Source organism: Xanthomonas sp. WHRI 6106 (assembly GCF_040202405.1).
Lineage (GTDB): Bacteria > Pseudomonadota > Gammaproteobacteria > Xanthomonadales > Xanthomonadaceae > Xanthomonas > Xanthomonas cannabis.
Genome location: NZ_JBEGFC010000010.1, coordinates 146,397 through 169,621, shown reverse-complemented (window position 1 = coordinate 169,621; position 23,225 = coordinate 146,397). Strand labels below are relative to the sequence as shown.

Annotated in this window: 16 protein-coding genes and 1 pseudogene; 8 read left to right on the top strand and 9 right to left on the bottom strand. The window is 67.1% G+C overall.

Annotated features, from left to right (window positions below):
* The first annotated feature begins 47 nt into the window (after positions 1-47).
* The 3 genes and pseudogenes from ABQZ09_RS15160 to ABQZ09_RS15150 form a co-directional block, all read left to right on the top strand.
* The gene (locus ABQZ09_RS15160) at positions 48-2,543 is read left to right on the top strand and encodes a DEAD/DEAH box helicase (RefSeq protein ID WP_166744726.1); all 2,496 of its coding nucleotides are present in this window, start codon (positions 48-50) and stop codon (positions 2,541-2,543) included.
* Entirely contained in the window at positions 2,540-3,997 is a 1,458-nt protein-coding gene (locus ABQZ09_RS15155; protein ID WP_349777285.1) for a ribonuclease H-like domain-containing protein, read from the top strand. Before ABQZ09_RS15160 ends, ABQZ09_RS15155 begins: the two co-directional genes overlap by 4 nt.
* 42 nt (positions 3,998-4,039) lie before the next feature.
* Positions 4,040-4,353, top strand: a pseudogene (locus tag ABQZ09_RS15150) (DUF1868 domain-containing protein); the annotation flags it as partial.
* A gap of 261 nt (positions 4,354-4,614) precedes the next feature.
* Here ABQZ09_RS15150 and ABQZ09_RS15145 read toward each other — a convergent pair.
* The 6 genes from ABQZ09_RS15145 to ABQZ09_RS15120 all read right to left on the bottom strand — a co-directional run bounded on the left by ABQZ09_RS15145 (position 4,615) and on the right by ABQZ09_RS15120 (position 10,429).
* The gene (locus ABQZ09_RS15145; protein ID WP_349777284.1) at positions 4,615-5,757 is read right to left on the bottom strand and encodes a saccharopine dehydrogenase family protein; all 1,143 of its coding nucleotides are present in this window, start codon (positions 5,755-5,757) and stop codon (positions 4,615-4,617) included.
* A gap of 91 nt (positions 5,758-5,848) precedes the next feature.
* Positions 5,849-6,418, bottom strand: a complete 570-nt coding sequence (locus tag ABQZ09_RS15140; protein ID WP_349777283.1) for a hypothetical protein — start codon at positions 6,416-6,418, stop codon at positions 5,849-5,851.
* 196 nt (positions 6,419-6,614) lie between these two features.
* On the bottom strand, positions 6,615-8,351 hold the full coding sequence (locus ABQZ09_RS15135) for a M56 family metallopeptidase (RefSeq protein ID WP_349777282.1): 1,737 nt from the start codon (positions 8,349-8,351) through the stop codon (positions 6,615-6,617).
* A 3-nt stretch (positions 8,352-8,354) separates the two neighbouring features.
* Positions 8,355-8,741 carry a BlaI/MecI/CopY family transcriptional regulator gene (locus ABQZ09_RS15130; protein WP_184553800.1) on the bottom strand — a complete coding sequence of 129 codons (387 nt, stop codon included), beginning with the start codon at positions 8,739-8,741 and terminating at the stop codon, positions 8,355-8,357.
* 337 nt (positions 8,742-9,078) lie between these two features.
* Positions 9,079-10,005, bottom strand: a complete 927-nt coding sequence (locus tag ABQZ09_RS15125) for a pirin family protein (protein ID WP_349777281.1) — start codon at positions 10,003-10,005, stop codon at positions 9,079-9,081.
* A gap of 13 nt (positions 10,006-10,018) precedes the next feature.
* Entirely contained in the window at positions 10,019-10,429 is a 411-nt protein-coding gene (locus ABQZ09_RS15120; RefSeq protein WP_349777280.1) for a DoxX family protein, read from the bottom strand.
* Positions 10,430-10,595: 166 nt separating this feature from the next.
* On the opposite strand from ABQZ09_RS15120, the gene ABQZ09_RS15115 reads away from it, so the two are divergent.
* Positions 10,596-11,492, top strand: coding sequence for a LysR family transcriptional regulator (locus ABQZ09_RS15115; protein ID WP_349777279.1), 897 nt, complete (start codon positions 10,596-10,598; stop codon positions 11,490-11,492).
* Between the two features lie 85 nt (positions 11,493-11,577).
* Here ABQZ09_RS15115 and ABQZ09_RS15110 read toward each other — a convergent pair whose 3' ends face one another.
* Positions 11,578-12,453 carry a LysR family transcriptional regulator gene (locus ABQZ09_RS15110; RefSeq protein WP_039564152.1) on the bottom strand — a complete coding sequence of 292 codons (876 nt, stop codon included), beginning with the start codon at positions 12,451-12,453 and terminating at the stop codon, positions 11,578-11,580.
* A 173-nt stretch (positions 12,454-12,626) separates the two neighbouring features.
* On the opposite strand from ABQZ09_RS15110, the gene ABQZ09_RS15105 reads away from it, so the two are divergent.
* The gene (locus ABQZ09_RS15105; protein ID WP_349777278.1) at positions 12,627-13,496 is read left to right on the top strand and encodes an NmrA/HSCARG family protein; all 870 of its coding nucleotides are present in this window, start codon (positions 12,627-12,629) and stop codon (positions 13,494-13,496) included.
* A 157-nt stretch (positions 13,497-13,653) separates the two neighbouring features.
* On the opposite strand, the gene ABQZ09_RS15100 is transcribed toward ABQZ09_RS15105, so the two are convergent.
* Entirely contained in the window at positions 13,654-16,056 is a 2,403-nt protein-coding gene (locus ABQZ09_RS15100) for a penicillin acylase family protein (protein ID WP_349777277.1), read from the bottom strand.
* 247 nt (positions 16,057-16,303) lie between these two features.
* Here ABQZ09_RS15100 and ABQZ09_RS15095 point away from each other — a divergent pair, with 247 nt between their 5' ends.
* Entirely contained in the window at positions 16,304-16,648 is a 345-nt protein-coding gene (locus tag ABQZ09_RS15095; protein WP_047697028.1) for a hypothetical protein, read from the top strand.
* A gap of 94 nt (positions 16,649-16,742) precedes the next feature.
* Here the strand turns inward: ABQZ09_RS15095 and ABQZ09_RS15090 are convergent, their stop codons facing one another.
* The gene (locus tag ABQZ09_RS15090) at positions 16,743-18,014 is read right to left on the bottom strand and encodes a DNA topoisomerase IB (RefSeq protein WP_349777314.1); all 1,272 of its coding nucleotides are present in this window, start codon (positions 18,012-18,014) and stop codon (positions 16,743-16,745) included.
* A gap of 57 nt (positions 18,015-18,071) precedes the next feature.
* Here ABQZ09_RS15090 and ABQZ09_RS15085 point away from each other — a divergent pair, with 57 nt between their 5' ends.
* Both ABQZ09_RS15085 and gltB read left to right on the top strand, forming a co-directional pair.
* Positions 18,072-18,452 (top strand): I78 family peptidase inhibitor, encoded by a 381-nt coding sequence (locus ABQZ09_RS15085; RefSeq protein WP_039414956.1) that lies wholly within the window; start codon positions 18,072-18,074, stop codon positions 18,450-18,452.
* Between the two features lie 202 nt (positions 18,453-18,654).
* On the top strand, positions 18,655-23,127 hold the full coding sequence (gltB, locus tag ABQZ09_RS15080; RefSeq protein ID WP_349777276.1) for a glutamate synthase large subunit: 4,473 nt from the start codon (positions 18,655-18,657) through the stop codon (positions 23,125-23,127).
* The last annotated feature ends 98 nt before the right edge of the window (positions 23,128-23,225 follow it).

Sequence of the window (23,225 nt, the reverse complement as noted above, 5' to 3'; positions counted from 1 at the left end):
TGAGACATCCTTTTTGTTTGATCTCCCGCTTTGGGAGCCTTTGCCGTATGCCTCCGTTTGCCCTCGCTCCCCGCACCGAAACCGCCGAACGCGCCCTGGCCACCACCGATGGCCGCCCCAGCCGCGACGGCGCGCTGCTCACCGAGCGCCTGGAGCGCCGTTACCACGACCGCATCACCGGCAGCTTCACCCTTCCCGGGCGCGAGGGAAGCTACGCGCCGATTCCCGACGATGTGCCCAGTGCGCTGGCCGATGCCCTGCACGCGCGCGGCATCAGCCAGCTCTACAGCCACCAGGCCGATGCGTGGGCGGCCACCCAGCGCGGCGAGCATGTGGCGATCGTGACGCCCACCGCCTCGGGCAAGTCGCTGTGCTACACGCTGCCGGTGGTGAGCGCGGCGATGACCAGCGGCGCCAAGGCGCTGTACCTGTTCCCGACCAAGGCGCTGGCGCAGGACCAGGTGGCCGAGCTGCTGGAGTTGAACCGCGCCGGCGAGTTGGGGGTGAAGGCCTTCACCTTCGACGGCGATACGCCCGGCGATGCGCGGCAGGCGATCCGGTTGCATGGCGACATCGTGGTGAGCAACCCGGACATGCTGCACCAGGCGATCCTGCCGCATCACACCAAGTGGGCGCAGTTCTTCGAAAACCTGCGCTATGTGGTGATCGACGAGATCCACACCTACCGCGGCGTGTTCGGCAGCCATGTCACCAATGTGCTGCGCCGGCTCAAGCGCATCTGCGCGTTCTATGGCGCCAGCCCGCAGTTCATCCTGTGCTCGGCCACCATCGGCAACCCGCATGCGCACGCGCAGGCCCTGATCGAAGAGCAGGTGCATGCCATCACCGAATCCGGCGCGCCCACCGGCGACAAGCACGTGTTGCTGTGGAACCCGCCGGTGGTCAATGCGGACCTGGGCCTGCGTGCCTCGGCGCGCTCGCAGAGCAACCGCATTGCGCGCATCGCCATCAAGAGCGGGCTGAAGACGCTGGTGTTCGCACAGACGCGCCTGATGGTGGAAGTGCTGACCAAGTATCTGAAGGACATCTTCGACCACGACCCGCGCAAGCCGGCGCGCATCCGCGCCTACCGCGGTGGCTACCTGCCCACCGAACGCCGCGAGGTGGAGCGTGCGATGCGCGCCGGCACCATCGACGGCATCATTTCCACCTCTGCGCTTGAGCTGGGCGTGGATATCGGTGCACTGGACGTGGTAATCCTCAACGGCTATCCCGGCAGCGTGGCGGCGACCTGGCAGCGCTTCGGCCGCGCCGGGCGTCGCCAGCAACCGGCGCTGGGCGTGCTGGTGGCCAGCTCGCAACCGCTGGACCAGTACGTGGTGCGGCACCCGGATTTCTTTGCCGATGCCTCGCCCGAACATGCGCGCACCGCGCCGGACCAGCCGCTGATCCTGTTCGACCACATTCGCTGCGCGGCGTTCGAATTGCCGTTCATTGCAGACGAGCCGTTCGGGCCGATCGACCCGCTGGTGTTTCTGGAAGCGCTGGCCGAAAGCGAGGTGATCCACCAGGAAGGCGACCGCTGGGAATGGATCGCCGACAGCTACCCGGCCAACGCGGTGAGCCTGCGCTCGGTGGCCGACGGCAACTTCGTGGTGGTGGACAAGACCGACGGCAAGCAGCAGATCATTGCCGAGGTGGATTATTCGGCCGCCGCGCTCACCTTGTACGAAGGCGCCATCCACATGGTGCAGAGCACGCCGTACCAGGTGGAGCGGCTGGATTGGGAAGGCCGCAAGGCGTATGTGACGCGCACGCACGTGGACTACTACACCGACAGCATCGACTACACCAAGCTCAAGGTGCTGGACCGCTTCGACGGTGGCGTGGCCGGGCGCGGCGATTCGCACCATGGCGAAGTGCATGTGGTGCGGCGCGTGTCCGGCTACAAGAAGATCCGCTACTACACGCATGAAAACATCGGCTACGGGCCGGTGAATCTGCCCGACCAGGAACTGCACACCACGGCGGTGTGGTGGCAGTTGCCGCAGGCGACCCTGGGCAAGGCGTTTGCGTCCAAGCAGGATGCACTGGATGGATTCCTGGGCGCGGCCTACGCCTTGCACGTGGTGGCCACGGTGGCGGTGATGGCCGATGCGCGTGACCTGCAAAAGGCCGTGGGCAACGGCGACGGCGCGTGGTTTGCGGTGGCCGACCAGACCGGGCGCGGGCAGCTGCGCGGCGTGGAAGAAGGCGACGCGGCCACGGTGGAATTGCAGCAGGCATTCGTGCCCACGGTGTACCTGTACGACAACTTCCCCGGCGGCGTGGGCCTGAGCGAGCCGCTATGGCTGCGCCAGGCCGAGCTGCTGCAGCGCGCGGACGAGTTGGTGCGGCGCTGCGATTGCAGCGCCGGTTGTCCGGCGTGTGTGGGCCCGGTGCTGGCCGCGCACGAGGAAGGCAAGGGGGAATCGCCGAAGTCGCTGGCCCTCACGGTGTTGGCGTTGTTGTTCGATGCCGATGCACCGCTGCGGCATGCCACGCAGGTGGACGACGACCTGGCGCTGGACGTACTTGCATGAGTGTGAGTGCGGACCGGCTGCGCTTGCTGCGCCGGCAGGCCGGGCATGCGGATGTGCGTGCGCCTGCGGCGGGTGCCGACGGCGATGCACTGCAAGCTGCAGTGGCATTAAATGCGAGGGAAGTGGAGGCCGCACGGGTCGGTGAGGTCACGCAGCCGGCTTCCGGCGCGGCCACGCAAGGCATGCCGCCTGCGCCCGGTGATGCTCCGGGTGTCAGCGCGGAACGCCTGCGCCTGCTGCGCCGTCAGGTCGGCGGGCTGACGCCTGCATCGCGCAAGGACGATGCGGTGATACCGACACGTGCGCAGCGTGCAGCGGTGTCCGGCACCGCGTCACCCGCTGCACGCTTGCCGCCGCGCGATGCAGCCGCTCCACCTCATGACGCCGCGGCCGCTCGCCCGCACGAAGCGCGCACCGCACCGGCACTCACGCGCCGCACCTTGCAGTCACCGGTTACGGCACCGCCTGCGCGTGACGCATCGGTGTTTGCGTGGGTGGAGCATGATGTGCGCCACAGGCCGGCGTTGCCATCGGCTGCCGATACAGATGCCATCACCACGGTGGATACGGAGGTCGCACGCCATTGGCCAATGGCGCGCAGCGCAACGACACCGTCGGTAACACCCATGGCGCCGGCACCACCGCCGCAGCGACGCGCCGACATTGCCGGCCTGCGCAAGATGATCGGCCTGCGCGAGCGTGCGGTGTCGGCGCAGACACCCGTGCGCGCGCCATCGAACGACCGGCACCTGCCGGGAACCGAGATCGCCCCCGGCCTGCATCTGATCGAAGCGTTTCTGCCGCAGGCCATTCCGTGCGAGGCGCTCTCGCTGGCGTTTGCCAAACGCGACGATGCGGTCGACCCGCTGGACCTGCTGTTCTTCGACACCGAAACCACCGGCCTGGCCGGCGGCACCGGCACGCGCGCCTTCATGATCGGCGTGGCGCAGTGGTGCACCGATGCCATGCAAGGCAGCGGCCTGCGCGTGCGCCAGCTGATGATGTCCACCATGGCCGCCGAAAGCGCCATGCTCGACCTGTTCCGTACCTGGCTGACACCGCGCACGGTGCTGTCCAGCTACAACGGCCGCTGCTATGACGCACCATTGCTGAAGACACGCTACCGCCTGGCGCGGCGCGGCGACCCGATTTCTGCGTTGGACCATGTGGACCTGTTGTTCCCCACCCGCCGCCGTTATCGCGGCACCTGGGAGAACTGCAAGCTGGCCACCATCGAGCGGCAGCTGCTGCGCGTGGTGCGCGAGGACGACCTGCCCGGCTCCGAAGCCCCGGCCGCCTGGTTGAGCTACCTGCGCGGCGGCAGCGCGCGCAACCTGCGCCGCGTGGCCGACCACAACCACCAGGACGTGGTGACGCTCTCGCTGCTGATGCAACGCCTGGTGGCGGTCGAGGCGCAGGACCGCGAGGTGATTCCGTTGATGGACGCGGTGTAGGCATCGATGCCACACCGCGCTGAGGCACCGCTTTGCCTGCGTGCCTTGATCGGCACCAACGATAACCTGCTGATCCCGCTGCACCCTGCGGACGCGCGCACCGCGCAACGGTTGGAGACTGCACGTCAGGCGTTGATGACCCTGCCCCGGCTGCAGCGCCCGACTACACCCACTTCCAGTTCCATATCTCACTCGCCTACCTGTGCGAGACACTCGATGCCGCGGAGCAGGCGGACTACCGTGCTGCAGTGCGCGACTGGCTCAAGCGACTCGCGGCAGCGCGCCCGATCACCGTCCCGCATTTCCATTTGTACGTTTGCGACATGGATGCATTTCGGACAGTGCGGGAAGTTTGATGCGCGGAATGCAGCGATGCCGTTTAGTCCCTCTCCCACCGGGAGAGGGGTTGGGGTGAGGGTGCGCAATCTCGCTTGGTTAGGCCAACATTCTCGATCCAAGCACGTCCGTCGATTTTTGCAGTGCGGGAGCTGCGGTGCTTCCCCGCCCTGCCCCCACTCCGCGCTGGCAGCACAGGCACTCCAACGCGCGCGCGCAGGTTGATGTTGCACGTGATCGATCACGTGCCGACGCTGGCAGACACCGCATACGGCGTTGCACTAGATGCCCTCACCCGCCTCCGACACCTCGGTGGTCATCTGCCACGCAGCAAACTCCTGCTCGAAGTCGCCCAGCGTCAGCAGCCCCATGCAGGCATGCGCGCCAATCGGCAGCGGCTGGCCAGCGGCGAGTTTGCGAACCAGCAACACCGCCGCGAAGCACGGAATTTCCGGCCCATGCAGCATGGGCGCGGTGAGGTCCCATTGCAGCTGCAGTGGACGCGCAGCACCCTGCGCGGCCGTGGCATGCCCGCTACCGCGCAGCTCCACGCGCATGCCGCCCAGGTCGGTACCGAGGCGGTCGAACCAGCGCGCGGCGTGCGCGAACACCTCGGCCAGGCGCTGCATCGGCAACGGCAGACCGCAGCGGCGTAACCATGCGACAACAGCCAGGCAGCGCTGCAGGAACGCCACTTCCAGCGCCGCACGGAATTGCACAGTCTGCACGCCGGGATAGCGCTGCGGCAACAGCTCGTGATCGGGCACGTCGCAAGGCGAGGCCAGGCGTGAGGCGAGCTGGGCGAACCGCACGCGCGTGGGCCGTGCCCACCCCACCACCTGCTGCCAGCGGCCTGCCTGCCACCAGTGGAAAGGCGTGCCGCAGTACGACAGCACCGCACGCACCGTGGCCAGGCCCAGCGGCGTGCCCTGTGCGGGCGCGATGACCATGCGGATCTCCTGCAGCGCCGAAAAGCGCGGCAGCAGTGCGTCGATCACGGCGCTGGACAGTGCCGGCAAGGTGCTGGCCCCGCTGATCGCCACGCGCTGCGCCTGGCGTGCAGTGGCGTCCATCGCGCCGGCGAAGTCACGTACGAACGCACGGCCGTCGGCCAGATCGATGTAATGCATGCCCGCCTGCAGGCAGCTGCGCGCCACCGCGTAGTCCTGGCCCTGGAACGGGCCGGCGGTGTGCACCACCGCATCGGCGCCGGTGGCGGCCAGTTGCGTTGCGAACCCACGTGCATGCGTGTCCAGCCTGCAGGCGGAAATCTGCCCGGGCGCAGCATCGGGCCAGGTCGCATGCGCATCGCCCGGATGCCGGCCCGCTGCAATGACGTGAATCTGCGCCGTGGCTGCCAGCGCGCGCACGATGCGCGCACCGAAGTGCCCGAACCCACCCAGCACCACTACCCGATACGTCATTGCCTGCTCGCCGCCTGTGCCTGCGCACAGTATCGGCGAGCGCCGCGCGCGCGATACATCCGCACGCAGCCGCGCGCCCTGTGCGGTGCGGCTAACCGGCAATGCGCGTCGCGCGGCCGCTTCGCAAGGCCTCACGCAACACCTTCAAGGCTTGCCGCGTTGCCAGCCTGGATGCGCCGGCCTGCTGGCGCGCCAGCACGGCCTGCTGTTGTGCCAGGGCATGGTGCTGCTGCGCCAGCGCCTGCAGTGCATCGGGCGTTGCCACCTGCTGCTGCGCCGAGGTGGATGCGGCGGCCGATGCGGTACCCGCCGAAGCCTGCAGCAGGCGCGGTTCCGCGTTGGCAGACAGCTGCGCGGCGAGTGCGGCTTGCCGCTCGCTCAAGGCCTGCTGGCGTGCGGCCACTCTGGCTTGAGCGTCGGCCAATTGCCGGCTGCGCAGATGCGCCACGCCCAGCTGATGCAGCAGGGTTGGATCGCGGACCAGGTATTGCTTCCCATCGGCACGAAACCACAGCACGCGCGCGTCGTTGCCTGCGTAGCGACGCGCCGCCTGCAAGTCGCCAGGTGTTCCATGCATCACCTGGCGCTCGCCGTGCACCAGCACGTAGGCGTCGCCCTCGGCCGGGATGCTGGCGGACGGGGTGCCGCAGGATCTCTGCACGCTTGCGCGCGGGCGTGCGGGCGCCGCGGGTGCAACCGCTGCAGTGGTTGCGGCCGGCACGGCGATGCGAGCGGCCGTCAATGGCTGCCGACGGTGCGCACAACGCAGGCTACGCCCAGCACCGCACCGTGTACGTGGCGCCTGCCGACGCCGGGTACCGACTGCGCCCACCCGACGGTAAGCGCAGTGGTCTCGTTCATGACTCCTGGTTGTTCTGCGCCTGCTCTGCCTCTGCCTGCGCCTGCTCGGCGTCTGCCTGCGCTTGCGCCAGCTCGCGTTGCGCTTGCGCGGCTTCCCGTTGCCCGCGCGCAGCCTCGGCGCGGGCCTGACGTGCGGCCTGTTTGCCCATCTCGGCCTGCTGCCGGGACACCTCAGCCGCCTGTCGCACCGCGGCGGCGTACGCGTATTGCGCCTGGCGATGCTGCTGGGCCATGTCGCGGATCTGCTGCTCGGCTTCGCGCGCCTGCTGTTGCGCGTCCTGTTTGGCCTGCGCCAGTTCCGGGCCCAACGCCGCCAATTGTTCGCGTGCGTCCTGTAATGCGTCCTGCGCGGCCTGTATCTGGTCCTGTTGCAGTTCCTGGTCGTGGTCATTGGCAGCGAGTGCATCTTGCAGCGCGGCCTGCGCGTCGCGCGTGGCATCGCGGCGGATGCGCTCCAGGTCCAGATTCCAGTCGCCATGCGTTGGATCTGCATCCTCGTCGTGGAGCGGCTCGGCGCCCAGCACATCGGCGATGACACCGTGCGCGGCAGGGGCGGCGGCGTGCGCAGGCGCCGCCGGAAACGCGGGTGCAGGCAACGCGCTCATCGGCGCTGCAGCATCCGCGGTGCCTGCAGCGCTGCTGACCTGTGCGCGTGCAGCGCGTGGTGCTGCCGGGGCCGTCACCACAACCGGCCGCATGCCGGGGGACGGCGCCGGCACCGGCATGGCGACCAGACGCAGCGGCATCACCCCGCAGACGGCCACCGTGGCCAGGATGGTAGCGGCGGCCAGCCGCGGAAAGGCGCTGGTGTCCTGCAGCAGCAGCAGCCTGCGCTTCAAGCTCAGGAACGAAGGCGACGCACTTGCCACGCCACCGAGCGGGCGCGGCGCCACGCCAAACTGCAGCAGCAACCGTCCGTAGTCATGGCGGCAATGCCGGTGCCCGGCAACCACCGCGGCATCGCAGGCCGCTTCGCGGGCGATGGCGTACTCGCGCGCGGCCAGGTGCACCAGCGGATGGAAGAAGAACAGGTGCTGGGCCAGCGACGGCAGCAAGCCCCACCACAGGTCGCGGCGGCGCAGGTGAATCAGCTCGTGGGTCAGCGCCATGTCCAGGTCGTTGTCGGGCATCTGCGCCAGGCGCTTGGCCGGAAGCAGCAACACCGGCTGCCACGGGCCGATCAACTGCGGCGAATCGATCTGCGAGGACAAGCGCAACGCGGGCGGGCGCGACAAGCCATGCGCCTCGGCGGCCATGTGCAAGGCCTGCACCAGCGCGGTATTGGTGCAAGGCGTTGCCGCACGCACCAATGCGCGGCTACGCCGATAGGCGCGCACCGTGCCGGCCGAAACCACCAGCACGCCGGCCAGCCACAGCGCAAACACCCCTGCCGCCCAGGGCGACCAGGTGCTGAGGTGCATGGCCTGCGCGGTGGCACTGGCGGTGGCCGCCGTCGATGCCGCAGCGGCGGCGGTTGCCGCCGGCGCCACCGCCTCGGCGGTGCCCACTGCAGTGGCCACGGTGTGCGCCGGCAGCACCGGCAACTGCACCGGGCTGCTCCACACCAGGCCCACCACCGCCTGCACGCCCACCAGCCACCACAGCCAGGCCTGGGTCGCAGCCGGCAGGCGTCGCAGGCTGCGGCACAATGCCCACACCACCACTACCAGCACCGCGGTCTGCACGCTGGTGGCGCCAAGCTTCCATAACACCGCTTCGATCTGGGGCGACATGACTCAATCCTCCTTGCGCTGCGATTGCAGCTTGGCGACCAACGCTTCGAGTTCGGCCAGTTCGGTGTCGCTGACGTCGGCGCGCTGCGACATCCACGCCACGAACGGCGACACCGAGCCCTGCAGGGTCTTTTCCACAAACTGACCCACCGCACCGCGCACCACATCGTCCTGGCCGGCGGTGGCGCTGTAGCGGTACATGCCGTCTACCTGCTTGCGGCGCAGAAAGCCCTTGGTGCGCAGGCGCTCCATCATGGTCAGCACCGTGGAGCGGGCAAGCCCGCGCGGCTCGCCGAAGGCGGCCGCCACTTCGCCCACGCTGGCATGCCGCTGTTCTTCGATGTGTTGCAGCAGGGCCAGCTCCTGGTCCCCGATGGTCTTGCCGCGCATGCCGCTCTCCCTGACTACAGTTGTCGCTACCTTAGCCATGACTACAGATGTCGTCAATAGGTCGGATGGCAGGGTCCGGAGGTGCGGCTGCGGCTGCCGGATCAGGCCGAACGCAACGGCCGAGCGGAGAATGCCTCGGCCATGTTGTTGAACAGCAGGCCACCGCGTCTCTCAAGCGGTGGTACCAGCATCAACGCAAAGCGCCTGGCCCAACTTCGGCGACAGCATCGGGTACCGGTTGCTCGTCAACTGCATCGATGTGCATGCCCATGTGGCCGTGTGACTCGCCGGCGAGAGATACCGGCGCTTCGCAGCGGATGAGCGGAAATGCCCGCATTTACTTGAAGACCGGGATCGTTCCGGAAGCCGTGGTTCTGTCGCCTGCATCCTTCATTTTCTGTCCGAGCGTCCGGATGCGCTCTTCACCGATGGCCAGTGCCCGTGCGTTGGTGTGCACCGAGTAATAGCCAAGGTGCAAGGCGTGCGGATGTGGAATCGCCGAGCCAAGCACGAAGACGGCACTAGCCGTGCCACGTGCTTCAAGCACGATGGGTGCGCCATCGTCGGCAAACACCACCAGGTCGCCGCGCTGCAGCGGTGTGCCGGCATCGAGCGTGCCGCTGGCAACGGCCAACCACCCCACCAGGTGACCGGCGGGCGGTTTATAGGTCCAGCGCTCGCCGGGCTTCAGTGTCACCAATAAGTAATTGATGCCGTCGGGAGCATCGACCGGACTTTGTGCGCCCTCGTAGTGACCGATCACCACATGCGCTGGCCCAACCTTGGCCATGTGCTGCGCTTCGATGTAGTGGCTCTGCGGCTCCGCCAGTTCCAATGCTGCCGGCAGTGCTAGCCATAGTTGGAAGCCCTGGATGCAGGAAGCATCGGCTGGTAGGGCCATCTCTTTGCCATGCCACACGCCACGGCCGGCGCGCATCCATTCCACGCCGCCATAGCCGATGGTGCCGCGACCACGTGCGGGGTCGTGGTAATGCATGCGGCCTTCGGTAAACACCGTGACGGTAGCGATCCCCGAATGCGGGTGCAGCGGCATGTCGGACATCGTATGGATGATGGGCCCTTGCGCATCGAAGATATCGAGGAAGACGAACGGTTTCAGGGCTTGCCCAAGGTCGGAGGGGCTCATGAGTCGCGTGATGGGCCCACCGGCGCCATTGCCGCGCGTCCGGTGGGTGATCGCACGGAGCGGCGGCGACGCAAGAGAAACCAGCGGGGAAGAGATCGGCAGCGAAAGCGTCTTCATGGCGCGCTCCTGATCAAGCCGAGCGCGCTGTGCGCAGCGCGGCCGTGACGCGTGCGCGATTCAACCAGGCGATCGTCGCGGTCACCACCATCAGGAAGATGGCCGGCACCGGGCTACCGCCGATGACGAACAGGTGCACGCCGGTCGCGACGAACATCATGGCCGCAAGCACTACAGCGCTGAAAGCGAATGTCGTCGGCAACAGCAACGCGATGGCGCCGATGATTTCGATCGCACCGGTGACGATGCGAAACCACTGGCCCAGACCGATGTGGTCGAACACTTCGACCATCATCGGAACACCTGCCAGCTTGGCAGCACCGGCAGCGAAGAACGCCACGGCGGCGAAGAGGCGCAAGGTCCAGGACAGACCGTGAATGACACGCCCGGATGTGGCTTGCTTGGATAAGGAGGATGTAGGCATGAGATGTTGCTCCAGAAAAGACGGGCTGCGCTTGGTGATTGGCCGGCGTGTGCCGGACGAAGTGAGATCAGAGCGTTCCGCTCGGTGAAACGCTGGCCGTGCGTTCGCCCCTGAGCAAACTGTGGCGTCCCCATTGCCGCTAAGCTAGCCGCGTCAACGACATGCCGTGTCGCATAAACCGGGACGCGACATGGAATTCGAGGACCTGCGAACGTTCGTCGAGGTAGCCGACGCAGGCGGAGTGTCGCCAGCGGCCAGGCGCCTGGGCCTTGCCAAATCCATTGTCAGCCGTCGTCTGATCCGGCTCGAGCGAGAACTGGGGATACAGCTGCTCGCACGCACCACCCGCGGCGCTGCCGTCACCGAGGCAGGCGCGACATTTCGGGAGCACGCCGCGCGCATGTGCGCCGAGATGGATGCCGCACGCGAGACCATCCTGCCTGCCGGCGATCTGCGTGGCCGCCTGCGGATTGCGGCGCCGCTGACGTTCGGCCCCACGCATTTGGCCCCCGTGCTCGCCGAACTGGCCAGTCGGCATCCAGCGCTGCAGGTGCATGCCTGCTACAGCGATCGCTTTATCGACATCGTCGCCGAAGGCTTCGACTGCGCAATCCGGCTCGGATATCTCGCCGATTCAAACCTGGTTGCACGTCGCGTTGCGCCAATGCGTGGCAGCCTGGTGGCCACACCCGACTACCTGCGCAGACACGGGGAACCCGACACACCTGCGGCACTGCTGACGCATGAGGCACTGTTGCAGGGTACGGAAAGCTGGCGGTTGATGGACGGCGACAAGATGGTGACGCTGCATCCGCGCGGTCGCTTCAAGGCCGACAACGGCACCGCGATTGCCTCCGCTGCGCTTGCCGGCCTCGGCATTGCGGCACTGCCGGACTTTCTCATCGCCGATCACCTTGCCTCCGGTGCACTTGTCCGTGTCATGACCAGATATCCACCTCCGGAGGCCGGCCTGTATGTCGTTCGAGCGCCAGCCGCTCACCCTGCGCGCAAGATCCGTGTCTTGACCGATCTGTTGATGGAGCGCTTCGGCGGCGCTGTCTGAAGTTCAGTGGCGGCAATGCTTCAGCAATTTTCGTCCAGCGCCGCCACTGCAAAGGTGCGCGTTCCTGCGAGCGATGGCGCCATCGCTACCCCTTCAACACAAGCGATACGTCTGGATATCTGTCGCACATGAAATCCACGAAGGCGCGAACCTTGGGTGCAGCAAGACGCCTGGAGGTGTGCAACACCCACAGCGCCGGTTCCACGCCGGAGATCGTGCCCCATTGCACCAGTTCGCCACGCGCAAGTTGGTTCCATGCAATCGACTGCGGAATCAACGCCACACCACCAGCTGCAATTGCCGCGTCGCGGATCATCAGGAATGAGGAAAACCGCAGCCTTGGAATGGGCTCCAGGACCAGGCGCCCGTCATCGAGGGCCCATGTAGTCGGCTGGAAGCTCGACATCACGACAGCGGCAACGGGTGTGATCGTGCTGCTGGTAGGCATGGCGATGCCGGGCGCGGCCACGACCACCAGGCGATCCTTGGCAAAGCAGCGACCAACCAGGCTGCTGTCCGGGCTTGGGTTGATCCGGATGGCCACATCGTACTGTTCTTCCACCAGATCGACGGTTCGATCTTCCGCCACTACCTCAAGCACGATCTCCGGATAGGCCGCGCAGAACTCTGCGCCGATACGGCCCATCGCCAGCTGCGAGAACAGCGCCGGTGCTGCCACGCGCAGACGCCCGCGCGGCACAGAAAGGCCCTCGCGCGCGGCGGCCATGGCCTCGGCCACCTCGCTCAGCGGCACTTCGGTACGGTCCATCAGCAGTTGCCCCGCTTCGGTGAGCTTGAGGCCGCGTGGGCTGCGCTCCACCAGCCGCACGCCCAGGTGCTCTTCCAGCTCGGCGATGCGTCGCGACAACGTCGCCTTGGAGCGGCCACTGGCGCGACTGGCCTTGCCCAGGCCCTGGTTGGCAGCGACCAGCGCGAAATCGATCAGGGCATTGAGATCCATGGTGTTCCACATTTGAGACGGGCCGTCTACATCTTGGCGTCTTCGTACTGTCGGTGCAACGGCATATGGTTTCCCTACCGCGACGCACCGGCCACACCGCAACGCGCACCACTCCTCCCGCCGGCCAGTCGCGCTGACCCCGTCATTCCTCACATCACACCAGGAGATTCACCATGAGCATTCTCGTCACCGGTGCCACCGGCACTGTCGGTTCCCTCGTCACCCAAGGCCTGGCCGATGCCGGCGCACAGGTCACAGCGCTGGTTCGCCAACGGGGCAAGCGCCCCTTCCCGGCAGGTGTCACCGAAGTGGTGGCAGACCTCACCGACGTCGCGTCGATGCGCGCGGCACTGGCATCGGCGCGCACCCTGTTCCTGTTGAATGCGGTCACCCCCGACGAAGTGACGCAGGCACTGATCGCCTTGAACCTGGCCAAGGAAGCCGGCATCGAACGCATCGTCTATCTGTCAGTGATCCATGCCGATACCTACACCAACGTGCCGCACTTCACCGGCAAGCACAGCGTCGAACGCATGATCGAAAGTCTGGACATCCCCGCAACCATCCTGCGTCCGGCGTACTTCATGCAAAACGAAGGCATGGTGCAGCAGACGATCACCGACTACGGCGTTTACCCGATGCCGATCGGTGCGAAGGGCATCGCCATGATCGATGCACGCGACATTGCCGAGATCGCCGTGATCGAACTGCTGCGCCGCGACCGCGCAGACGGCCCGCTGCCGCGTGTGACGCTCGACCTGGTTGGCCCGCAGGCGCTGACCGGCGCGGATGCTGCCAGGGTGTGGAGCGCAGCGCTCGGCCGTGAGATCGCCTACGCCGGCGATGACGTAGCGGCCTTCGAAGCGCAATTGGCTAGCTACGGTCCGTCCTGGCTGGCCTATGACATGCGCCTGATGATGGCCGGCATCCAGCGCTTTGGCATGCACGCGGCCGAGGGCACGGTTGAAACATTGCAGGCCATGTTGGGGCGCCCGCTGCGCAGCTATGCAGACTTCGTGCGCGAAGCGACGGCGCGGGCGTGATCGCAAATGCACAGCACGCGCGCACCTTGCGCGCTTGCTGTGCACCGTGCGCAAGAGGCCGCGCTGCATGCCATGACACTGCAGCGCGGCAGCGTTGCTTCACAGCGCAGTCCGGTTTCCACCACGCGTGTTGCGCAACATCCGCCGATCGATACCGTCAACGCGCCTGCGCCGGCACCAGATCGAAGACCTGTTCGGTTGCCGCATCCACCGCAGCGCGCGTGTACAGCAGCGGAAAGTAGCGGCCCTGCAGCCACAGCGGTGCAAGGTCGCGGTAATGCGGGCTGGCCGGGTCGCCGGACTGGCCGGGGTAGTTCATGGCTCTTGAGTTGTCCCAGTTGCCCAGGTCGATGATCAGGCGTGCAGAAGGGCCGATGGTCTGGCGGAAATCGGCCGGGTCGTAGCTGGATTGATTGGGCGTATACGGGCTGCCGCCCTTGGCGAACGGGCCGACATCGAGCAGCGTACGGTCGGCGCCGGCCACCGCGCTCATCGCATGCGAAACCTTGTTGGTGTGCAATGTTCCCCATTGCCATTGGCTGGGATCGGGGCCCTGCAGTGCGACCAATGCCTGGTACGCGCTGCGCAACGACTCCAGCAGCAGCTGGTCGCGGCGCGCTGCAGGCGTGGCACCGAACGCGGCGCCGGGATGCTCCAGCGCATCCAGCATGGCCGCGGCATCGGGCGCGCCGAAGCTGGCGGCCTCTGACGGGCGTAGTCGCAGCGCCTTGTAGGCATCGCCGAGGTAGCGGCTGAACCAGACCTCTTCCAGCGCTGCGGCAGCAGACGCTGCGCCGACCTCGCCATTCCATGGATGCAGCAACGCGAGTGCGGCGCTTGTTGCAGGGTCCTGCGACTGCAGCGGCTTCAGCAGCGCGACCAGGCGCTGCGCCGGCAACGAGACCTGGTCGTTCTGCAATTTTTCCGAATCCTCCAAGGTCACCTTGGGCAGCTGCGAGAGCACCTGGGTGATGCGCGCATGACGTGCGTCGTTGGCCCACTCGAAGCCGAGTTTGCGCTGCGCAACAGGGTAGTCCTTAGGCAGGTTCATCTCGTTGGAGGTGGTGATGAAGCCGGTTTTGGGATTTTGTGACGAGGGCAGCGCGTCGTTGTTCCAGAAACCGTTCCACTCATACCGCCCATCGCCGGGCACCGGCAGCAAGCCATCGCCGTGATCGCGGCGCGGCGTCATGCCCGCAGTGGCCCAACCGATGTTTCCTTCGACATCTGCGTAGACCTGATTGACCGACGGCGCGCCCCAGTGCGCGAGCGCGGCCTTGAATTGCGCAAACGAGGCGCTGCGCAGATAACGCAGCGAACCCAGGTACGGCGCGGCGCCGGGCTGGCTCCATACCGACCGCAGCGCGTACGCCAGATGTCTTTCGGCATCGGTATAGATCACCGGCCCATGCCGGGTGAATTGCAGCGCCACCGTCACCGGGGCTGCGCCACGCACGGCAATCCGTTCGTGCTCGGTACGCAGCGGCTCCCACTGGCCCTGGTACCAGTACGCCGCGTTGTCGTCGGGGCGCAACCGATAGACGTACAGATCTTCCTGGTCGATATTGAAGATGGTCAGGCCGAACGCGCTGGTGCGGTTATGCCCGATCGCAATGCCGGGCGCGGTGGGCTCGCCGGCACCGATGATGTCCAGGCCGGGGCTGGAGAGATGCACGAAGTAGCGCAGGCTGGGCACGCTGTAGGCCCGATGCGGGTCGTCCGCCAGCACCGCATGGCCGGTGGCGGATTTTTGCGGCGCGATGACCCAGTTGTTGCTGCCTTCGGCGGAAGCTTCTTCACCAATGGTCGAAGGCCTTGCGGCAATTGCCGCAAGCGGCGTGTCGGCGCTCAGCTTCGGGCTTTGCGTTGCGAGCTCGTAGACCTTCAGCACGTCTTTCGGCAGGCAGGGGTGCAGGCCATCCGGCAACGCGGTGGTCCAGGCCGGCTGCAATGTCAGGCGCACCGCATCGACCGCCAGTGAGGCCTTGCAGGCCACATTGGCGCGCGCAACTTCGCTCTTGACGTTGCGGCTCAGGCCGGTGGTGCGGATGCGCAGCACATCCTCCGGCGCCCAGCGTTGCGGGCGGTACCCCAGCTTGCCGAATTCGTAGGGCAGCGCCTGCGGGTGGCCGTCCAGCCACGCGATATAGGCGTTGATGCCGGCCACGAAGCGGCCGACATCGCGCCGGGCGTCGGGCCCGTAGCTGTCCCATTCGCGCGCCATGTCGCCGCGGTAGAGGAACAGCCGCGCGGCGCGGTCCTGTTCGACGTACGCCGGCCCGAAGGCATCGGACAGCCGACCCAGGCCCTTGCGACGCAGCAGATCCAGCTGGAACAGCCGGTCGCGCGCCACGTTGAAGCCCTGTACGAAGAACGCGTCGTTGTCGGTCTTCGCATACAGATGCGCCACGCCCCAACGATCAACGCGAATCTGCGCCGGCTGTTCGAGACCGGCAACTGTCATGGTGGTCTGGCGGGGCAAGGGCGCTGCGCGCGCAACGGTCGGCACCAGCGCGCTGCAGGCCAGGCACAGTGCACACAGCAACGCGTTGATGGTCATGCTACCGATCCCCTTTGGTGACGCATCGCAGCCTGCGCCTGTCGCAGCATGGTGCGGCGCGCTACACCGGAAGCGCTAGCGTCGCAAGCGAATCGCCGTGGGCGATCATTGGCCCACCTATCTCAATGCACTGATGACAGCTGGCGAGCCTGGGCAGCCTATCTGAAAGGAAGGTGGCGCAGCATCTTCATGCCACACCAACAACGGGTTCTTCACGCTTGCGCCATTCTTCCGCTGGAGACGCCCGATGATTCGCACCCTCGCCCCGCTCGCCGCCGTGCTGCTGCTCTCGGCCTGTGCCTCCAACCAGGTCGCGCAGGTGCAGCCCATCGATGGCGTCATCTCCGGCCAATGCCATATAGAAAAGGTTCGCGGCATCGTGGGCCTGGCCGCAGCCGCGCAGACCATCGAGCGCGCGCGCGTGGACAGCGACAGCCTGCAGGTGAGCGTGCGCCGCGGCGAACGCACTACCGGCGGCACCACCGCCAGCGGCCTGGCCGACCCGGCGCAGGGTGCCAGCGAAAGCGGCGGTGATCACCTGAGCATCGAAACAGGCCCGACCAACAACATCACGGCGGTCTATTGCGGCTGAGGAATCGGGAATCGGGAATCGGGAATCGGGAATCGGGAATCGGGAATCGGGAATCGAAAAGCATCGCCGCTTTTCGGTCCCGGGCCGCTCCCGCTCACTTGCGCTTGGAAGCGCCCTTTGTCGCTGTCTTAAGCTTGGCGCGTGAGGCGGTGAGGAACTTCAGCGTGGCCGCCTCCCATTGCCGCTCGCCACGCACGCCATTGGCCATGGCCTGCAGCTCGCCGGCGCGCCAGCCTTCGAACACGCAGGGGTCGATGTAGGCCTTGCGGCACACCGACGGCGTATTGCCCAGCGCGTCGGCCACCTCGCGGATGACATCGTTCTGCACCTGCTTGAGCGCGCGCTCGCTGCTGCGCTCGGGCAACGGCAGCCGCGCCAGGCGCTGCAGCGCCGCCAGCGTGCCGCCCCAGGTGCGGAAATCCTTGGCGGTGAAGTCCTCGCCCATCGCCTCGCGCAGGTAGTCGTTGACCTCGCCCGAGTCCACCGGCTGCAGCTGGCCATCGTCGTCGCGGTACTGGAAGAGCGACTGCCCCGGCAGCTGCTGGCACTCGCGGATCAATTTGACCAGGTGCTTGTCGTCCACCTCGATCTCGTGATCCTGCCCGCTCTTGCCGCGGAACTTGAGCCGCGCACGCCCGCCCTTGAGAAACTCCATGTGCCGGTTGCGCAGCGTGGTGAGCCCGTAGGAGCGGTTGCTGCGCGCATATTCGGCATTGCCCACGCGCACCAGGGTGTCGGCCAGCAAGGCCACCACGATCGCCAGCACCTTCTCTCGCGGGAAGCCCGGCAGCGCCAGATCGCGTCGCAGGCGCCGCCGCAGTTTGGGCAATGCAGTGCCAAAAGCGATCACGCGCTCGAACTTGCCTTCGCCACGCACCTGCGCCCAATCGGCGTGATAGCGGTATTGCTTGCGCCGCCGCGCATCGCGGCCGGTGGCCTGCAGGTGCCCGTTGGGCTTGGCGCAGATCCACACCTCGGTGTATGCCGGCGGGATGGCCAGCGAGCGGATGCGCTGCAAGGTGTCCGCATCGGCGATGCGATCGCCGTCGGCGCTGCGGTAGCTGAAACTCTTGCCTGCCTTGCGCCGGGTGATGCCGGGCTGCTGGTCGTTGACATAGATCAGCCCGGCCGCGCGCGCGGTGGCCTTGGCCTGCGCGACGGCGGCCACGGTGGCGACGGCAGCGCTGGCCACCGCCGCACCGGTGGCGACGCTGGCGAGCTTGCCGACGGTGCTGGCCGTGGCGGCGGCATTGCGAAGAACACGTTTGGCTTTCATTGCGCACACGTCGAGGGACTGGCGCCGATTGTTGGGCCGGGCGGGACTAGGCCGCGTCAACGCAACGACAACGGCGTGTGGGCATGCGATGCCCGTCGCGCGACTTTGTGCTTATGCTTGGGGCATCCCCCTTTGCTGGAGTCATCGATGCGCGCTGTCCTGCCTATTGCCCGCCTGGCCTGCACCCTGGTCGTGCTGACTGCATTGACCGCCTGCAACAAGCCGCAACCCGATGAGCAGGAAGCGGTCACCGCCACTGCCCAGCATGCGGCCGAACAAGCCTCTGCGCCTGCGCCGGATGCCGCGCCGGACGCCCCGCCGATCGGCAGTTGCGATGCCACCCAGGTGCAATCGCTGGTGGGCCAGGCATTGACCGATGCGGTGAGCGAACAGGCACGCAGCGATGCGGGCGCCAAGTCGGTGCGCGTGCTCAAGCCCGGGCAGATGACCACCATGGAATTCAACGGCGAGCGGCTCAATCTGGAAGTGGACGCCAAGAACACCATCGCTTCGGTGCGCTGCGGCTGAGCACGCCCTGGCGCCTGTCGCCGGACAGGCGCCAGGCCAGCTGGCACAAGGGCTTTCAGCCGGCCTCGTTGCAGCTGTAACGGTGTATTGCGGCACCGCATCAACTGTGGTCTAGTCGATCATCCGGTGACCTCTTCGAAACGCTCCACGGATCGAGCGCTGCAACGTCGTCGCCGCTCTCCTAGATCGCAACGAGGCACACATGGCCCCCCGCACTCGCCAAGGGCTCCACGACTACGGTCTCTACAACAGCGTGCGCGATGAGCGCGACGCCTGTGGTTTTGGCATGGTCGCCCAGCTGGACGACCAACCTTCCCGCTCGCTGGTGGACACCGCGATTGCGGCGCTCTCGCGCATGACGCACCGCGGCGGTGTGGCGGCCGACGGGCTCACCGGGGACGGCTGCGGCTTGCTGATCCGCAAACCCGATGCGTTCTTGCGCGGGCTGGCACGCGATGCCGGCATCACCCTGGGCACGCGCTATGCGGCCGGTGTGGTGTTCCTGCCGCTGGACGAGGCCGAGGCCGCACGCTGTCGCGCCGAACTGGAAACGCAGTTGCACAGCGCCGGCGTGCAGTTCCGTGGCTGGCGCGTGGTGCCCACCGACGACAGCGTGTGCGGCCAGCTAGCGCGCGACACCTTGCCGCGCATCGAACAGGTGTTTGTCGATGCCGGCGCCGAGCAGACCGAAGACGGCTTCACCCTGGCGCTGTTCCTGGCGCGCCGCCGCGCCGAGCAGGCGCTGCATGCGGTCGAAAATTTCTACGTCACCACCCTCTCGCCCAATGGCATCAGCTACAAGGGCATGGTGCTGCCGGACAAGCTGAGCACGTTCTACCCGGACCTGCAGCGCAGCGACCTGTCCTCCAGCGCGATTGTGTTTCACCAACGCTTTTCCACCAACACGCTGCCGCGCTGGCCGCTGGCGCATCCATTCCGCCTGCTCGCGCACAACGGCGAAATCAACACCATCGAAGGCAACCGGCGCTGGGCGCAGGCGCGCAGCAAGGTGTGGCAGACCCCGCGTTTCGATATCGCCGAATTCGACCCGGTGATCTCCATGCACGGCTCCGATTCGCAGAGCCTGGACAACATGCTGGAGCTGCTGATCGCCGGTGGCATGGACCTGCTGCAGGCGCTGCGCATCCTGGTGCCGCCGGCGACCCAGTCATTGGAGTTCAAGGACGCCGATCTGGCTGCGTTCTACGAGTTCTATGGCCTCAATACCGAGCCGTGGGACGGCCCGGCCGGCATCGTGGCCTGCGACAGCCGCTATGCGGCCTGCATGCTGGACCGCAACGGCCTGCGCCCTGCCCGCTGGATGCTGACCTCCGACCGCCACTTCCTGGTGGCCTCCGAAGCTGGCGTGTGGGAACTGCCCGCCGAGCGCATCACCCGCAAGGGCAAGCTGGGCCCGGGCGAGATGATGGCGATCGATCTCAAGCGCGGCGACCTGCTCGACTCGGACGCCATCGACCGCATCAACCGCGCGCGCGCGCCGTACAAGCAATGGCTGCAGCAGGGCGTGACCTACCTGCAGACCGAATTGATCGACCCCTCGCTGGTGGAAGAACCCTTCAGCGAGCAGACCTTGCGCAGCTACCACAAGCTGTTCCAGCTCAGCACCGAGGAAGTGGAACAGGTGCTGCGCCCGCTGGCCGAAACCGAGCAGGAAGCCACCGGCTCGATGGGCGACGACACCCCGATGGCGGTACTCAGCCGCCAGACCCGGCCGTTGTACGACTACTTCCGCCAGGCCTTCGCGCAGGTCACCAACCCGCCGATCGACCCGCTGCGCGAAGGCATCGCCATGTCGCTCACCACCCAGCTCGGCAAGGAGACCAACATCTTCCATGCCGGTGCGGAGACGGTGAACCACGTCATCCTCAACTCGCCGGTGCTCAGCCAGCGCAAGCTGCGCCAGCTGCTGAAGATGGAGCAGTACGTCGAGCGCAACCGCCTGATCGACCTGTCCTACAGCGTGGAAGAAGGCCTCAACGCCGGCCTGGAGCGCATCTGCCAGGAAGTGGAAGCGGCCGCGCGCGATGGTGCGGTGATGCTGCTGCTGTCGGACCGTTACCCGGTCCCGGACCGGCCGATGGCGCATGCGCTGCTGGCCACCGGCGCGGTGCATCACCACCTGTGCAAGGTGGGCCTGCGCTGCGACGTCAACCTGATCATCGAAACCGGCACCGCACGCGATGCGCACCACATGGCCTGCCTGCTCGGCTTCGGCGCCACCGCGGTGTACCCGTACCTGGCCTACCAGACCCTGTTCGACCTGGGCCGGCGCGGCATCCTGCAGTTGAGCAAGGGCGGCGAGCAGTCGCAGATCGGGCGCCGCTACCGCAAGGGCATCTACAAGGGCCTGTCCAAGATCATCTCCAAGATGGGCATCTGCACCATCGCCAGTTATCGCGGCGCGCAGTTGTTCGAGATCGTCGGGCTGGACCCGGACGTGGTGGAGCTGTGCTTTGCCGAAACCCCCGCCCGCATCGGCGGCGTGGGCCTGCCGCGGCTGGACACCGAGGCGCGCGAGCTCACTGCGCGCGCCTGGAACGACCAGCTCAAGCCGGAAGTGGGCGGCCTGCTCAAGTACGTGCACGGCGGCGAGTACCACATGTACAACCCGGACGTGGTCATGACGCTGCAGCGCGCCACGCGTACCGGCGACGCCGGCGACTGGCAAAAGTACGTGGACGCAGTGCATGCGCGCCCGGCCTCGACGCTGCGTGACCTGGTCCAGCTCAAGCGTGCCGACACCCCCACCCCGCTGGACGAGGTCGCCCCCGCGGCCGATGTGCTGCGCCGCTTCGACAGCGCCGCGATCAGCCTGGGCGCGCTGTCGCCCGAAGCGCACGAAGCACTGGCCATTGCGATGAACCGGCTGGGCGGGCGCAGCAATTCCGGCGAAGGTGGCGAAGACCCGGCCCGCTACGGCACCGAGAAGCGCTCCAAGATCAAGCAAGTGGCCTCCGGCCGCTTCGGCGTGACCCCGGAGTACCTGGTCAACGCCGAGGTGCTGCAGATCAAGGTCGCCCAGGGCGCCAAGCCCGGCGAAGGCGGCCAGTTGCCCGGCCACAAGGTCAACGAGCTGATCGCGCGGCTGCGCTATGCCAAGCCCGGCATCGGCCTGATCTCGCCGCCGCCGCACCACGATATCTATTCCATCGAAGATCTGGCCCAGCTGATCTACGACCTCAAGCAGGTCAACCCCACCGCGCTGGTGTCGGTGAAACTGGTGGCGCATGCCGGCGTCGGCACCATCGCCGCCGGTGTGGTCAAGGCCGGCGCGGATCTGATCACCGTGTCCGGCCATGACGGCGGCACCGGTGCCAGCCCGGTCAGCTCGATCCGCTATGCCGGCGTGCCGTGGGAACTGGGCGTGGCCGAGTCACACCAGGCGCTGGTGGCCAACCACCTGCGCGAGCGCACCATCCTGCAGACCGACGGCGGCCTGAAGACCGGCCTGGACGTGGTCAAGGCCGCGTTGCTGGGCGCCGACAGCTTCGGCTTCGGCACCGCGCCGATGATCGTGCTGGGCTGCAAGTACCTGCGCATCTGCCACCTCAACAACTGCGCCACCGGCGTGGCCACCCAGGACGAGCGCCTGCGTGCCGGCTACTTCACCGGACTGCCGGAGCGAGTGGAGCACTTCTTCCGCCTGCTGGCCGAAGAAGTGCGGCAGTGGCTGTCGTACCTGGGCGTGCGTTCGCTGGACGACATCGTCGGCCGCACCGACCTGCTCGAACAGCTGGAGGTCTCGCCACGCGCCGGGGTCAAGGTCGATCTGTCGCGCCTGCTCACCCATGCGCGCTACGACGGCAGCCACTGCGCCGCCCAGCGCCTGTACGAATCGCCGGACAGCCTGGCCACGCAGATGGACGGCCTGCTGGCCGATGCGATCGCCAACAAGAGCGGCGGCGACCATCGCTTCCTGATCCACAACACCGACCGTTCAATCGGCGCGCGCCTGTCCGGCGCCATCGCGCGCGTGCACGGCAACCACGGCATGAGCGATGCGCCGTTGAACCTGCGCTTCCGCGGCACTGCCGGGCAGAGCTTCGGCGCGTTCAATGCCGGTGGCCTGCAGCTGGAGCTGGAAGGCGAAGCCAACGACTACGTCGGCAAGGGCATGGCCGGCGGCCGGCTGGTGGTGCGCCCGCCGCGCGGGGCGCGCTTCGAGGCGCGCAGCACGCCGATCGTGGGCAACACCTGCCTGTACGGCGCCACCGGCGGCGAGCTGTTCGCAGCCGGGCGGGCGGGCGAGCGCTTTGCGGTGCGCAACTCCGGCGCACTGGCGGTGGTGGAAGGAGCAGGCGACCACTGCTGCGAATACATGACCGACGGCGTGGTGCTGGTGCTGGGCAAGGTGGGCCTGAACTTCGGCGCCGGCTTCACCGGCGGCCTGGCCTATGTGCTGGATATCGAACGCGACTTCGTGGACCGCTACAACCACGAGCTGATCGACATCCACCGCGTCTCCGCCGAAGGCTTCGAGAACCATCGCCAGCACCTGCATACCCTGATCAGTCGCCACCGCGAGCTCACCGGCAGCATCTGGGCGCAACAGATTTTGGACGAGTTCCGCGACTACATCGGCAAGTTCTGGCTGGTCAAACCCAAGGCCGCCAGCATCGAGTCGCTCACTGAGTCGCTGCGGCGCGCCGCCTGAGTTGTGCTCCCGTCTCCCGCCTGCGGGAGAGGGGTCGGGGGTGAGGGCACAGGCTCGCCACCCCTCATCCGCCCCTTCGGGGCACCTTCTCCCGCAGG